Source organism: Quadrisphaera granulorum (assembly GCF_003149145.1).
Taxonomy (GTDB): Bacteria; Actinomycetota; Actinomycetes; order Actinomycetales; family Quadrisphaeraceae; genus Quadrisphaera; species Quadrisphaera granulorum.
In genome coordinates this window covers 1-13,563 of sequence record NZ_QGDQ01000014.1, presented here as the reverse complement: position 1 = coordinate 13,563, position 13,563 = coordinate 1, and the positions used below count along the sequence as shown (strand labels likewise).

The 13,563-nt window shown below is 72.9% G+C and carries 15 protein-coding genes, 1 pseudogene and 1 riboswitch; of the genes and pseudogenes, 5 read left to right on the top strand and 11 right to left on the bottom strand.

Annotation, left to right across the window (positions count from 1 at the left end; all coding sequences use genetic code 11):
- Positions 1-24: 24 nt before the first annotated feature.
- The 7 genes from BXY45_RS11970 to BXY45_RS11940 all read right to left on the bottom strand — a co-directional run bounded on the left by BXY45_RS11970 (position 25) and on the right by BXY45_RS11940 (position 8,008).
- On the bottom strand, positions 25-777 hold the full coding sequence (locus tag BXY45_RS11970) for a GNAT family N-acetyltransferase (RefSeq protein WP_109774743.1): 753 nt from the start codon (positions 775-777) through the stop codon (positions 25-27).
- Complete coding sequence (locus tag BXY45_RS11965; protein WP_109774742.1) at positions 774-1,934, bottom strand: LLM class flavin-dependent oxidoreductase; 1,161 nt, start codon at positions 1,932-1,934, stop codon at positions 774-776. Before BXY45_RS11965 ends, BXY45_RS11970 begins: the two co-directional genes overlap by 4 nt.
- Positions 1,931-3,334, bottom strand: a complete 1,404-nt coding sequence (locus BXY45_RS11960) for an NtaA/DmoA family FMN-dependent monooxygenase (RefSeq protein ID WP_109774741.1) — start codon at positions 3,332-3,334, stop codon at positions 1,931-1,933. Before BXY45_RS11960 ends, BXY45_RS11965 begins: the two co-directional genes overlap by 4 nt.
- Entirely contained in the window at positions 3,331-4,584 is a 1,254-nt protein-coding gene (locus tag BXY45_RS11955) for an LLM class flavin-dependent oxidoreductase (RefSeq protein ID WP_109774740.1), read from the bottom strand. Before BXY45_RS11955 ends, BXY45_RS11960 begins: the two co-directional genes overlap by 4 nt.
- A gap of 82 nt (positions 4,585-4,666) precedes the next feature.
- Positions 4,667-5,614, bottom strand: coding sequence for an LLM class oxidoreductase (locus BXY45_RS11950; protein WP_109774739.1), 948 nt, complete (start codon positions 5,612-5,614; stop codon positions 4,667-4,669).
- Positions 5,615-5,640: 26 nt separating this feature from the next.
- Positions 5,641-5,761, bottom strand: a riboswitch (SAM riboswitch).
- Positions 5,762-5,975: 214 nt separating this feature from the next.
- Positions 5,976-7,181 carry an MFS transporter gene (locus BXY45_RS11945; protein WP_170131473.1) on the bottom strand — a complete coding sequence of 402 codons (1,206 nt, stop codon included), beginning with the start codon at positions 7,179-7,181 and terminating at the stop codon, positions 5,976-5,978.
- A 131-nt stretch (positions 7,182-7,312) separates the two neighbouring features.
- Positions 7,313-8,008 (bottom strand): SDR family NAD(P)-dependent oxidoreductase, encoded by a 696-nt coding sequence (locus tag BXY45_RS11940; protein WP_109774737.1) that lies wholly within the window; start codon positions 8,006-8,008, stop codon positions 7,313-7,315.
- Positions 8,009-8,198: 190 nt separating this feature from the next.
- Here BXY45_RS11940 and BXY45_RS11935 point away from each other — a divergent pair, with 190 nt between their 5' ends.
- Both BXY45_RS11935 and BXY45_RS11925 read left to right on the top strand, forming a co-directional pair.
- Positions 8,199-8,657, top strand: a complete 459-nt coding sequence (locus tag BXY45_RS11935) for an STAS domain-containing protein (RefSeq protein ID WP_170131472.1) — start codon at positions 8,199-8,201, stop codon at positions 8,655-8,657.
- Positions 8,658-8,811: 154 nt separating this feature from the next.
- A complete protein-coding gene (locus BXY45_RS11925) occupies positions 8,812-9,444 on the top strand; it encodes an STAS domain-containing protein (RefSeq protein WP_146211172.1) in 633 nt (210 codons plus the stop codon).
- A gap of 76 nt (positions 9,445-9,520) precedes the next feature.
- Here BXY45_RS11925 and BXY45_RS11920 read toward each other — a convergent pair whose 3' ends face one another.
- Positions 9,521-10,066, bottom strand: a complete 546-nt coding sequence (locus tag BXY45_RS11920) for a DUF1990 domain-containing protein (protein WP_211319506.1) — start codon at positions 10,064-10,066, stop codon at positions 9,521-9,523.
- A 16-nt stretch (positions 10,067-10,082) separates the two neighbouring features.
- On the bottom strand, positions 10,083-10,529 hold the full coding sequence (locus BXY45_RS11915; protein WP_109774733.1) for a rhodanese-like domain-containing protein: 447 nt from the start codon (positions 10,527-10,529) through the stop codon (positions 10,083-10,085).
- 85 nt (positions 10,530-10,614) lie between these two features.
- Here BXY45_RS11915 and BXY45_RS11910 point away from each other — a divergent pair, with 85 nt between their 5' ends.
- Positions 10,615-11,073: an Lrp/AsnC family transcriptional regulator gene (locus BXY45_RS11910; RefSeq protein WP_109774732.1), complete on the top strand. Its 459-nt coding sequence runs from the start codon at positions 10,615-10,617 to the stop codon at positions 11,071-11,073.
- A 151-nt stretch (positions 11,074-11,224) separates the two neighbouring features.
- A complete protein-coding gene (locus BXY45_RS24545) occupies positions 11,225-11,356 on the top strand; it encodes a hypothetical protein (protein ID WP_281270588.1) in 132 nt (43 codons plus the stop codon).
- Between the two features lie 7 nt (positions 11,357-11,363).
- Here the strand turns inward: BXY45_RS24545 and BXY45_RS11905 are convergent, their stop codons facing one another.
- Positions 11,364-12,062 (bottom strand): DUF998 domain-containing protein, encoded by a 699-nt coding sequence (locus BXY45_RS11905; RefSeq protein ID WP_211319504.1) that lies wholly within the window; start codon positions 12,060-12,062, stop codon positions 11,364-11,366.
- Between the two features lie 73 nt (positions 12,063-12,135).
- On the opposite strand from BXY45_RS11905, the gene BXY45_RS11900 reads away from it, so the two are divergent.
- The gene (locus tag BXY45_RS11900) at positions 12,136-12,975 is read left to right on the top strand and encodes a TetR/AcrR family transcriptional regulator C-terminal domain-containing protein (protein ID WP_109774731.1); all 840 of its coding nucleotides are present in this window, start codon (positions 12,136-12,138) and stop codon (positions 12,973-12,975) included.
- On the opposite strand, the pseudogene BXY45_RS24710 reads toward BXY45_RS11900, so the two are convergent.
- A pseudogene (locus BXY45_RS24710) lies at positions 12,933-13,345 on the bottom strand (VOC family protein); the annotation flags it as partial. The gene BXY45_RS11900 and the pseudogene BXY45_RS24710 overlap by 43 nt on opposite strands.
- Between the last annotated feature and the right edge of the window lie 218 nt (positions 13,346-13,563).

The following is a 13,563-nucleotide window of genomic DNA, read 5'->3' as shown; positions in this document are numbered from 1 at the left end:
CAGCGAGGTGGCGGAGGCCCATGATCACGGACGGGGAGTGGGGGTGGGTGGACACAGGGCTGTGAAGCGCGTGGTGCGGCGCAGGCGGAACCCGAGGTGCTCGTAGAGCCGGATCGCGCCGGTGTTCGTCGCCGACGCGTGCAGGAACGGCACCTCACCGCGCTCGCGGATGCCGTGCGTCACCGCCTGTACGAGGCGCGTGCCCAGTCCCTGCCCCCGCCAGGCGGCGTCGGTGCACACCGCGCTGATCTCCACGGCGCCTTCGGGGTGCAGCCGCTCCCCCGCCATCGCGACCAGCTCGCCGCCACGCCGGACGCCGCGGTAGGTCCCCATCGCCATGGTCCGAGGGAAGAACGGACCCGGCTTCGTCCGCTCCACCAGGGCGAGCGCGTCGGCCACGTCGCGCCGGTCATGGAGGTCCAGCTGCACGGCCTCGGGGAACGGCGCGGATGCCACGGCATCGGTGGCCACCATTTGCACGCCCGGCAGGTCCATGAGCACGGTCCAGTCGGCGGGCGGCTCGGGCACATCGCCCGTGACCACGAGCAACCCGTCGGCGCCGGCACGGGCCAGCGCTGCGGCGTCGTCCCAGTCGGCAGGGGTCGGGGATGCGGGCAGCGAGGCGAAGACGGAGACGTCGGCCGGGTAGGTCACCACGCGGCCCTGCCGCACCGCGAGCGCCGCGTGCGGGCCGTGGAGGGCGTTCCACACCGCTCTGTCGAGCTGGTCGAGCACGGGCAGGTCCGTGCCGCGCGGGTCGGGGGCGAGCTGGGTCACCGGTCTCCCCACTCGGCGGCGAGCAGCTCGTAGGAGCGGATACGGGCGGCGTGGTCGTGGGTGGTGGTGGTGATGAGCAGCTCGTCGGCGCCGGTGGCGTCGCGCAGGCGTTCCAGGCCGTCAGCCACGGTCGTGGCGGATCCCACAAAGCGCGTCGCGAGCCGGTCGCGGACCAGCGCGTCGTCGTCGTCGTCGGTCCAGTGGTCCGGCGAGGTCAGCTCGGCGGCCTCGGACGGGCTGGGGTAGGGGATGGCCCCGGCGGCCGTGCGGATGGAACGCACCCACGGGCCGTAGCCGGCGGCCAGGTGGGCGGCCTCCTGGTCGGTCTCGGCGACGACGACGTCGGCGGACACCGTGAGGTGCGGCTGCGCCAGGCCGTGCGGTCCGTCAGCGGGGCGGAACGCCGCCCGGTAGGCACGGGCGGCGTCGAGGACGCCCTGCGGGGCCACGTGGTAGTTCGCGCCGAAGCGCAGACCGCGCTCCCCCGCCACCGCCGCGGTGGTGCCGCCGGTGCTGCCGAACAGCCACAGCTGCAGGTCCGCGCCGGTGCCGGGGTGCACCTGCAGGGGCACGCCCGTGGAGGACTTCCACGTGCCGGCCAGCAGGTCCAGGATCGTGTCGACCTGCTCCCCGAAGCTCGGTGCGTCGGCCGCGGGGACGGGAACCAGCTCGGGGATCGCCGCGAACCGCGGCGACGTGAGCAGCGGGCCCAGCGGGAACGGGCCGGGGATGCGCAGCCCATCGACGACCGTGCCTTCGGCCTGCTCGGGCGTGGGCGGCGGCGGGGGTGCCGGCAGCGAGCCGTCGGGCCCGCGCGGCGGCCCCCCGGGGCGCCCGATGCCGAGGTCGATGCGCCCGGGGTGGACGGCGTCGAGCAGCGCGAAGTCCTCCACGGCGCTCAGCACCGTGCGGTGTCCTGTCTGCAGGGCGGCTGCGCCGAGCCGGATGCGCTGCGTCCGCCCTGCCACCAGGGCCAGCACGACCGCGGGCGAGACGCCCACCACGCCAGGGTTGAGGTGGTGCTCGGCCACCCAGTAGCGGGCGTACCCGAACCTCTCCGCGGACTCCGCGAGGTCGGCGCTGTTCGCGAGCGCCTGCGCGACCGTGCTGCCCGAGGGGACGGGCGTCAGGTCGAGGACGGCGAGCGGCGTGCTCACGCTGACACCCCCGCTGCCCCCACCGTCGTCGTGAGGAGGCTCGGGACGGGCAGGGGCCGCAGGCCGAGGTGCTCGCGCAGGGTGGTGCCCTCGTAGTCGGTGCGGTGCACGCCGCGCTCCTGGAGGATCGGCACCACCCGGTCGACGAACGGGTCGAGCCCGGCCGGGGTGATGTGCGGGACGAGGATGAACCCGTCGGCGGCCTCAGCCTCGACGAGGTGCTCGATCTGGTCGGCGACGGTGGTCGGTGACCCGACGAACGTCTGCCGCGCGGTCTGCTCGATCATGAGCTCGCGGATCGACAGGCCTTCGGCCTGCGCGCGCTCGCGCCACGCCTTCGCGGTGGCCAGCGGGTCGCGGTACATCCGCACGCTGGCACGGCCCTTGCTGATGAGCTCCTCGCCGACCACCGGGTCGACGTCAGGAAGAGGACCGTCGGGGTCGTACGCCGAGAGGTCGCGGTTCCACACCTGCTCGAGGAAGACGATGGCCGTGGCGCCGCTGACCTGCGCGCGGCGCACCTCACGGGCCAGCTCCTCGGCCTCGGCGTCGGTGTCACCGAGCACGAAGGTGGCGGCGGGCAGGACGAGCAGCTCGTCGCGCTCCCGCCCGTACTTCGCCAGGCGTGCCTTGACGTCGGCGTAGAAGGGCCGGCCCTCCTCCAGCGTGCCGTGGCGGCTGAAGATGGCGTCGGCGTGCTGCGCGGCGAACTCCCGGCCCTCCTCGGAGTCACCGGCCTGGAAGATGACCGGCCGGCCCTGCGGGCTGCGGGGCACGGTGGTGTGACCGGCGATGTCGAAGTGCGCATCGTGGTGCTCGAACGCCCCTGGCCCGGGCGCGCGCAGGAACTGGCCCGTGGCCTGGTCGGCGAGCACCTCGTCACCGCGCCAGGAGTCGAACAGCTCGAACGCGGTGTCGAGGAAGGAGCGCGCCCGCTCGTACCGCTGCTCCGCCGCGAGGAAGCCCCCGCGGCGGAAGTTCTCCCCCGTGAACGCGTCCCAGCTGGTCACGACGTTCCACGCCGCCCGTCCCTCGGAGAGGTGGTCGAGCGTGGCGAACTGCCGCGCCACCTCGTACGGCTCGTTGAACGTGGAGTTGATCGTTCCGGTCAGCCCGAGGTGCGTCGTGACGCCCGCGAGCGCCGCGAGGATGGTGAAGGTGTCGGGTCGACCGACGACGTCGAGGTCGTAGATGCGCCCGGCGTGCTCGCGCAGCCGCAGCCCCTCGGCGAGGAAGAGGAAGTCGAACTTGCCGCGCTCGGCGGTCTGCGCGAAGTGGACGAAGGAGTCCGGGTCGATGTGGCTGCCCGAGGCGGGGTCGGACCACACGGTGGTGTTGTTGACGCCGGGGAAGTGCGCCGCGAGGTGCACCTGGCGCTTGCGCGTGCTGTGGCGGCTCATCGGGCAGCCTCTCTGTCGGCCGTGTCAGCGGTGGAGCTGAGGGCGTAGCGGTTGGTGGGGCGCGGCAGCCGGAGGCGCTCCCTCAGGGTGCGCTCGGCGTACGCGGTGCGGAAGACCCCGCGGCGCTGCAGCTCGGGCACGAGCGTGCGCGTGATGGCGTGCAGGTCGTCGGGGAGGACGGCGGGCCGCAGCCGCAGCCCGTCCAGCCCCGCGTGCTGCCAGGCGAGGGCCAGGTCGGCGAGCTCGGCCGGGGTCCCCGCGAAGACCAGCGCGTCGCTCGTGCGCGCCAGGGCGGTGCCGGCGGCGGCGTCGAGGCGGGCCAGCCGCTCCGCCGCCGCGCCGGGGGTCTCATCGAGGACGACGACGACGTCACCGAGCAGGCGCAGCGGCTGGTCGCCCACGCCGTCCGGCCAGGCGGGCTGGACCTCGCGCTCGTCGCGGACAGCCGCGACGAGGCGGCGCGCTTCGTCGTCGTCGTGAGGGGTGAGGAAGCCCAGGTCCGCGCTGCGCGCGACGAACCGGTGCGCCACGGGCACGTGGGACAGGGCCGCCACCAGCGGCTGGCCCTGCGGGGGGCGCTGCGTGATGGACGGGCCGCGCACGGAGAAGTGCGGGCCGGTGAAGTCGACGGTGTGGAGCTTGTCCGCGTCGATGAAGCGGCCGGTGGCGACGTCGCGGATCTCGGCGTCGTCCTCCCAGGAGTCCCAGAGGCGGCGCAGCACCTCCACCCAGTCGCGGCCCTCGTCGAAGACGTCCTCGACGAGGGCCGCCGGCGGGGTCTGGCCGGGGGCGAGGGTGGCCAGGGCCGCCAGCTCGGGACGGCGGCCGAACTGCGCGGCCTCGTCGGGGCGCAGTGACACCTGCACCCGCACCCCGGCGCGCCCGCGGGTGGTGTGGTCGAGCGTGGCGATGGCCTTGGACGGGTGGAACGGCTCGGTGTGCGTGGCCGTGGCGCTCGGCACGAGGCCGATGTGCCGCGTGACCAGCGCGAGTCGCGCCGCCAGGAGCACGGCGTCGAGGCGGCCGCGGACCCTGTCGGTGCGCTCGTCGGGGCGACGCGGGTCGTCGGACTGCAGGCGCAGCGCGTCCTCGATGGTCACGAGGTCGAGCAGACCGGCTTCGGCCTCGCGGACCAGGTCGGTCCAGTAGCGAGCGGTGAACAGGTCGCGCGGGCGGGCGGTGGGCTCGCGCCAGGCGGCGGGGTGCCACCCCGCGCCGTCGAGGGCGACAGCGAGGTGGAGGGGGCGCATCGGATCTGCGGGGTGGGCAGCCACGTTCGGGTCAGCGAGAGTGAAGGCGCGCTTGTTCCAGCTCCAGTTCCGGCGCCGTTGCTCAGGCGGCCACGCGGCGCACCTGCGGCGCGACGCCCTTGCGCTGGCCCGTGTGCTGCCGGTCGAACCGGTCCCGCAGCGTCGCCTCCGCGTAGTCGCGGCGGAAGGCCCCGCGCCGCTGCAACTCGGGCACGAGGCCCCGTGTCACGGCCAGCAGGTCACGGACGGGGTCGGCGGGGTGCAGCCGCAGCCCGGCGAGCCCGGCGGCGCGCCACTGCTGGGCCAGGTCCGCCAGCTGCGACGGCGTCCCCACGAACCGCAGCGCGCCTTCCGGCGCGGTGCTCGAGTGCGCACCCTCGCCGTTCAGGAGCTGCTTCGCCCGAGCGCGCGCTCGGTCTGCGCGGTCATCGAGGACGACAACGACGTCGCCGAGCAGGTGCCGCGGACCGTCGCTGCGGCGTCCCGCTGTCAGCGCAGCCGCCTGGCGTGCTGCTGCGGCGGTGTCGTCGGGAGCGACGAACGCCAGGTCCGCGGAGGCGGGCGGCGCAGCATGCCGGCCACGGCCGCGCCGGCCCACGGCGCGTCCTGGGAGCGCCACGAGCGGAGCATCGCCGTCGTCGTCGCCGATCCAGCGACGACGGATGGTGCGGACCCAGCCCTCCTCGTCAGCGGGCACGGGCACCCGCAGCTGCACGCCCGCGCGGCCACCGCTGACGCGGTGGAGCTCCTCGACGGCACGGGCCAGCCGACCGGGCTCGGTGTGCCCGGCGTGCACGGTGGGCAACAGACCGGTGCTGCGCGTGACCGTGGCCAGGTTGGTGGCAGCCAGGACGGCGGCGAGCTCGTCGTCCTCGTATCCGGCGACACCACGTCCGGCGGGAGCATCGAGGGTGACGAGGTCGAGCAGGGCGCGCTCCGCCTCGCGGGCCGCCCAGACCAGCTGCAGCCAGGACGACGGTCGGTCGGGGTGGGCATCGCCGAGGGCGAGCGCCAGGTGGACCTGGGACATCGGAGACCTCTCTCGCCCCCTTCGGGGCCTCGCGCTTACCGGGCGCCGCGTGGTGCGGAGTCCGGTCGGGTCGTCACCTGGGGCACCCCGCCGCAGAGCGAGGGTTGCCGGTCAGCTAGCCAGGGCTTGTTGCTGACGCTCATGACCTATGGAACGGATGAAGCTGATGGTTCAGGTGGTGCTAGGAGAAGGGTGACCGATCTCCGCCCACTCCGTCAACAGCAATCGCCGACTGGTCGGCCCTGCCTCAGCACCGCCGTGGCGGAGTTCAGGGTCAGGATCGGGCCTTCTGTGACCCTGAAGTCCGCCACAGTGATCCGGACCAGAGATCCCCATGGGCTCGTTGATCCAGATCTGTGCGTCAGCGGGACTCGGTCTGTGACCGCAGAAGCGTCAACGGCAGCACGAACGCTGCGACGACGACGATCACTGCGATACAGACGAGGGCTGCGCGCGGAGACGCGATCGACATGACCGCTCCCACCAGCGGAATCGCCACCGGCCCGGCCACGGCGGTGGCCATGAGCCAGGTGGAACTGCTGCGGGCGAGGAGGTGATCGGGCACCAACTCGATCCTCAGCGTCGACAGCGACGTGTTGATGAGCGCCGAGAGGAAGAGCACCCCGGAGAACGCCACGACAGCGAGGGCCACACCCAGCTCCCCCGAAGGCAACACCGGGTAGAGGAAGTAGAAGGGCACCCGCGCGAACGTCCCCAGCACGATGACCTGGTTCGTACCGAGCCGGCGCATCACCGTCGCCGAAGCGAGCGCCCCGCCGAGCGCGGCGATCGACGGGATGCCCATCGCCAGGCCGTACTGCGCGGCAGAGAACCCCAGGTCGCGCAGGAAGAACACTTGGGTGACAGGCGTCAGCGCAGCAACGGCGCCCGCGAAGAGCACCCAGTACAGGAGCAGCCGGCGGAGCGTGGGGTTGCTGACGTAGAAAGTGACGCCCTCCAGCACGTCGGCGAGCCGGCGTTGGTGCGCCTCTCGGCGAGGGGGCGCAGATTCCGGCTGGCGGATCCTCGAGATCGACAGCGCACTCCCCAGGAAGCCCAGAGCAATGCAGCCGAGGACGACGACGTCGGGCGCCCAGGCGGTGAGCACGCCAGCGAGCACCGGACTCACGATCAACGCGATCCACGTGGCGCTTTGCAGCTTGCCCAGAGCGTCAGCGCGCTGCTCACGGGGCATGAGGTCTTTCGTGTGCGCCAGCGAGGCGCTGCCGAAGAGCATCTGCATCACCGCGTTGAGGCAGAGGACGGCGATGAGCCAGGGCATCGACAGCCTGCCGCTGACTGCTCCTACGGTGAGGGAGGCGAAGCCCAAGAAGCGCACGGCATCCGCACCCACCAGCAGGGGGCGCTTGCGACGAAACTCGGCGAAGGTGCCGACGGGGAGCGCCATGACGAGACCGACGCACGCGGCCGAGGTGGCCATCACCGTGATGGCGGCGGGCGTTGCTTCCAGGGTCCTGATAGCGATGACCGGGACGGCCACCGAAGCGACCGCCGATGCGCCCTGCGCAGACAGCGTCGCGATCCATAGCCACCGGAAAGGGCGCACCGTGAATGCCGAGCCTGCTGGCTCGACTGACGTTCCGTGCACACGCTGATTTTCTCGATGCTGTCGACCTGCAGGAACAGGTGGCGACAGCGGCGACGCCTCGCCGCCGCCGTCGTCGTCGCGATCCCGGGTCAGAAGGAGACGACGCCGCGGACGCGGTGACCGGTGGTGATCGACTCCCCCGAGATGGCGCGCGCCCTCGGCGAGAGCAGGAACGTCACGAGGTCGGCGATCTCGTCCGGGCTCGACTCGCCACCTCGGCCCGGTGCCACCTCTGCAGCCGGCGTCGGGGTGACAGTGCTCGGGCTCACGGTGTTGACGGTGATGCCGCTGCCAGCGACCGCGTCGGCGAGGTTCTTGGCGATCACGATGAGCGCCGCGTTGCGCACCGCGCCGGTCGTGTTGCTGGTGATGAAGGCGTTCTGCCCACTGATGCCGACCACGCGCCCGTAGCCGGCCTCCCGCATCACGGGCAGGACGGCGTTGGCCAGTCGCAGGAAGGTGACGGCCTTGGCGTCGAACGCCTCCAGCACCTGGGCCGGGTCGTCGTTGCGGGAAGGGTCGAGCGTCTGCGCGCTGGGCGCCGCGGTCACCACGAGGCCGTCGAGGCGCCCATGGTGAGCGAGCACGGCGTCGACGGCAGCCGCTGCGGAGGCGTCGTCGCGAGCGTCGAGCCGCAGGCTCGTGCCGTGCTCATCGGGAATGGTGGAGCGGGAGGCGACCACGGCGGTCGCCCCCTCCTCGCGCAGTCGCTGCACCACGGCACTCCCGACGAGGCCCGTGCCCCCGACCACCAGCACCACGCGGCCGCTCAGTCCCAGGTCCATCCGTCAAGGCTAGGTCCGGAACATCGCGACTGCCCTGTATGTCCGCCGTGGTCTTGATCCTCCGCGATCACAGGACTACGTTGGGTGATCTCCAGCCCCGTCCGCCCCGGTGCGGATGGCCCGGGGACTTCCTGCACCGCCGGCTCGCGCGCCCGTGCTCCTCGACGCGCCCTCCTTGACGGGTCCGTCCATGAGCTGCTCACCTGCCGCACCGTCCAGCGATCACCCCGAGACGATGGGCAACCTGCACGTCGACCTGCAGGACCACCCTCGTGCCGGAACCGCACTGCCGCTGCGCGTCATGACGTTGGTCGGCGACCTCGACCTCGCCTCCGTCCCCCGCCTGCGCTCCGCCACCGACCTCGCCCTGCCCGCCGACGGCACCGGCGGAGCATCCGACGTGGTGGTCGACCTCGCCTCGGTCGAGTTCATCGACTCGGCCGGACTCGGCGCGCTGCTCAACACCCTGCGCCGCACCACGAAGCTCGGCGGGCGTCTCGCCCTGGTCGGCGCCAGCGAGCAGGCCATCCGACTGTTCACCATGACCGGCGTGAACCGCGTGGTCTCCCTGCACGCGACCCTGGCCGAGGCCATCGCCCGCGGCCCCGGATTCGGCCACAGCGCAGCGCCGAGGGCAGCGCTCGCCTGACGCCGCCGGGGCGTGTCGCGCGACACGTCGGCGCCACTCCGGCGACACCCCGATGTGCCTGATGGAAGGGCCGTTAGCCCCTTGTTCAGCTGTGACTCCTGTGACTACCTTAAGTCACCCATCAGGCACAGAGCGCACGATGAGGAGGCGCCCGATGCCCCTGTCTGTCATCCGCTCCACCGCCCCGAACACCCCGCCGACCAGCCCCACCGACGCCGCCAGACCCTCCTCATCCACCGAGAGCACCACCCCCTCCGTGTCGGCGTTGCCCACCCCCACCAGCCCGAGCAGACCCAGCCGATCGCTGCTGCTGGTGGCCGTGGAGGTCCATTCGCGAGGCGCCCGGGCACCCGCCCTGTGCGTCATGACCCTCACCGGACGCCTCGATCACGGCGCCGGTCCGAACCTTCGCTCCGCACTGGAACGGGCGCTCCTGCAGACCTGGGCCCCTCGGCGTCCGCGGGACGACACGGCCGCCGGTGCGTCGGCCTCCGCCGCCGCTCCGGACGTGGTGGTCGATGCGGCGGGGGTCGATCGTGCCGACGACGACGGCATCGCCGTCCTCCTCAGCACGCTGCGCCGCACGACGGCCCTGGGCGGCCGTGCGGCCGTGGTCGGGGCGAGCGACCACGTACGGACCCTGCTCACCGCTGGGGACGACGACGGCGAGGTCCGCCTCCACGCGAGGCTCGCTGACGCCGTCTCCGCGTGGACCCCGGCGAGGTCCAGGGCGTGGACGCCGTCGCAGACGAGAACTGAGATCGTGCCGAGAGCCGCTTCGGCCTGAGGTGCGCCCCGAGGCCCGTTGGTGATCATGCAGAAGACCCGCACGTCCGGCCCGGATGTGCGGGTCTTCTGCTTGATCAGCGCGAGGTGACCAGAGCGCGCTGGTACCGACGGCGGTAGAGGAGCTGCGCGACGAGCAGCACCGGGAAGGCGGCGCGCCACAGGCCGCCGGGGGCGGGTCGGGTGAGCGAGCGCAGCGTCAGCCACACCCGGCCGTCGGGGTCTCGGTGGACGACGAAGGCCTCCTCGCCGCTGACGGGGTGACCGCGCAGCGTGCCGTACGCAAACCCGCAGCGGTCAGGGGTGTCGACGACAGCGACCACGCGCACCGGCTCACGCACGGTCAGCGGACCGAACGCGGCGTGCACCCAGAGCTCCTCGCCGAGCGTGACCCCGCCGGGCCCTGGCGACGGGTGGACCGTGAAGCCGCTGCGCGTCTTGACTCCCCACGAGAGCGCGGCGTCAGCGGCGGAGCGCCAGACGGCGTCGTCGCCGTCGTCGTCCTGCCCGATCAGGGTGGTGGACTCGTGGCGGCGGAAGCCGGCGGGCGCTGCGACGGGCGGCCAATCGGGGTCGGCGGGGTGGGTGGCGCCGACGTGCTCGTAGGTCAGGTCGCGCGCCACGCTCTCATCCTGCGGGTCAGCCGACGGGGGCGGTCAGCGGGTCGGGTGCGTGGCGGGTGCGGCCGGCGTCGCTGGCGACGGCGAAGCCTTCGCGCACCCAGTACTCGTAGCCGCCGATGAGCTCCTTGACGTGCGAGTAGCCCGCGAGCGCGAGGGCGAGCGCTGCGCGGGTGCTGCCGTTGCAGCCGGGTCCCCAGCAGTAGACGACGACGTCGGCGTCGCGGTCGGGTGCGTGCTCGCCGATGCGCTCGGTGAGCTCGGCGAGGGGGATGTGCACGGCGCCGGGGATGCGGCCCTGGGCCCACCCGGCGGCGGACCTGACGTCGACGACGAGCGGTGCGGCGCCGGTGGCACGGGCGTGCGCGAGGTCGGCCGGGTCGGTCTGGTGGGCGAGCTTGGCGGTGAAGAAGTCGACGGCGGAGACCGCGGGGCGGGCTGTGGAGTTGGTGGTCATGGCGTCCATGGAAGCGGCGCGGTGTTGCGCTGGACAGGGGTGATCCACGGCATTGGCGTCGTTGTGCCGTGGATCCGCTGGCATCCTGGCGCTCGTGCCGTCGAACCCACAGATCGCGCTGGATGCCGTGGACCGCGGCGTCGTGGAGGTGCTGCAGCGCGACGGGCGGATGAGCGTCGCCGACCTCGCCCGCGCGGTGAACCTTTCCCCCAGCGCCACCGCAGACCGGCTACGTCGGCTCACCGACCTCGGCGTCATCACCGGGTACACCGCCGTGGTTGATCCGGAGGCACTCGGTTACAGCGTGCAGGCGTTCGTGCGGCTGGCCTACCCGAGCGGCAACTACAAGCCGTTCCATGACCTGCTCGCCGTGCTGCCGGAAGTGGTCGAAGCGCACCACGTCACCGGTGACGACTGCTTCATCCTCAAGGTGCTCGCGCGCAGCATGCGGGACCTGGAACGCATCGCCGGCAAGCTGGCGACGCTCGGCGGCATCACGACGAACGTCGTCTACTCGAGCCCGCTCCCCCGCCGGAGCCTCACGCCCGCGTAGGCAGCGTTGGCGCGCCCGCTCTCGCCGTGCCGCCCGCCCCTGGCCGCCGTGCCGCCCGCCCCTGAATGGCACGGGGTGGCCCTGTGCCACTCCTACTGGCACAGGGCCACCCCGTGCCATTCGGGGAGTGGCGCGGATCCACCCAGGGGAGGTGGACGACGGCCCGGGCGAGGCCGGCGCGCTGGTCGGCGCCCCGCGCCCACCTCATCCCGGGCCGCCGGATGCAGCGGCGCTGCCGGTTCCGGTGCCCGTCCGCAGCGTCTCGCTCACCGCAGAGCAGTGAGACGCCCTCAGCCGGCGGCTGGGGCCGAGCGCCGTGCGTACAGCGGGTGCGGCACGTGCGCGTACAGGCGCGCGGTGGCCAGCGCCAACCACGCGAACCCGGCGAGCACGGCCACCCAGAGCAGCAGCGTCCCGATCACCAGCTGGGCCAGCGCCGCCCCGGCCAGGAAGCCGACCAGCACCACCGCACCCAGCAGCCGCGAGCGCCGGGCGGCGCCGCGCTCCCCCAGCGACGCGCGCCACGTCGCCTCAGCGAACGTCCCCACCGCCAGCGCCAGGAACCCGAGCGCCCCGAAGACGATGTGCAGCAGCCCGTGGGTGCTGATGGTTGTCGCTGTCGGCACATCGGCCGATCCGGGTGGGAAGCCCGCCGCGGGGTCGGGCAGCGCGACAGCGCTGGCGAGCAACGCCAGGCCGTAGATCGCCGTCGTCGTCGCGATCGCCAACCCGCGACCATCACGCAGCGCCCGCGCGGCGCCCAGCGCTGCCGCGAGCACCATCAGCCCGGTCAGCACGAGATTGGTCCGTTGCAACCATCCGTGCTCGCCCAGCATGAGCAGCGACAGCGCATGGTGGGAGAGCTCGAACCCGGGCCTGGTCAGGGCCAGCGCCAGCCCGAGCACCACGTAGAACGGTCCTGCCACCACGCCCCAGCCCAGCAGGCTGCGCGTCACCGCCGCCGACCCGTCGAGTTCTGCCCGTGCCACGACCGCCACCTCTCCCCCCACGATCTTGCACCGGTCAGTGCAAGAGTGCCGGTCGTACGGTAGCGCCGACGGGATGCACGTCCCAGGACTCCACGCGGAGGGAGGGTTGGTGGCGGTCACCAAGGATCACGACGACGACGCACGCCGCGAGGACCCACGGGCCGCGCGCTCACGCCACCGCGTGCTGACCGCCGCGACGGCCTGCTTTCTGGCTCACGGCTACGACGCCACCACCGTCGAGCAGGTCGCCGCGAAGGCTGGACTGGCCAAGCGGACGGTGTTCAACCTCTACGCCGACAAGCCGTCGCTGTTCCGCGCCGCGCTGGAGTGCTCCCTCGACACCGCGGAGCGCTTCACGTGCCAGCTGCTCGCCCACGTGCACGAACTGGCCGAGGCCCCCGACGTACGCGCACCCCTGGGAGCGCTCGCGGAGGAGCTGGCGCTCACGGTGCTCGCCGGCCCCGTCGTCCCGCTGCGACGGCTGCTCGCTCGCGAGGGCGAGCGCTTCCCCGAGCTGCTCGCCGACTACCGCCGCCGCGCCCCCGAGGCCGTGCTCACCGCTCTGACCGGCACGTTCGCCGTACTCGCCGAACACGGCCGACTCAGCATTGACAACCCGAGCATCGCAGCCGAGCACTTCGCCTTTCTCGTCATGGGCGCTGACCTCGACCGCGGCATGCTCGGCGAGCCGCCGCCGTCGTCACAGCGCAGTCGCGAGCGCGCCGCCACCGGCGTCGAAGTGTTCTGGCGGGCCTACCGACCCGACCAGACTCAAACGCCCTGCGCGGTCTCCGGCACGGCATCACACGCGGACCCGGCGTCAGACTCAGACCCGGCGTCAGACTCGGACCCGGCGTCAGACTCGGACTCCGCGACCAGCTCCACCTCGAAGCCGTCGTCGTCCTCGAGGTAGCCGGCGCAGTAGTCAGGACCGCCGGCGAAGGGGTGCTTGTCAACGAACAGCAGGCGCCACCCGTGCTCACCAGCGGCAGCGACGAGCGCGTCGAGCTGCTCACGGGTGCCGGCGCGGAACGCGAGATGGTTCAGGCCGGGCCGCAGCCGCTCATGCCGGTCACCCGCCAGCGCTGGCGACTGCTCCAGCACGATGTACGTGACCCCGAGCCGGTAGCTCGCTCCGCGCTCCCACGACTGGTAGAGCGTGTAGCCGAGCTCACCGAGCAGCCACGACCACCGCGGGAGCGCCGCGGCACCGCGCGGGCAAGGTCGGGCACCCAGAGCTCGACGTGGTGCAGCGAGCCCCTCGACGCGGAGGCCGCGCTCACGGACGAGGCTCCAGGCACAGGCGTGCGCCATCCGCACAGCGCGCGGGAGCGGGACGTTCTCCGCTCTGCCGGGAGAGCTCGGAGAATCGGCCCTTTGGGAGTAGTCGCGTCGTCACAACGAAGGGGCACATTCTCCGAGCCCCGCGAATCGCAGCACCAGAGATCGTCACCGGTGACGCCTCCCCCCCCCCCCCCCCCCCCCCCTCTTTTCCCCCCCC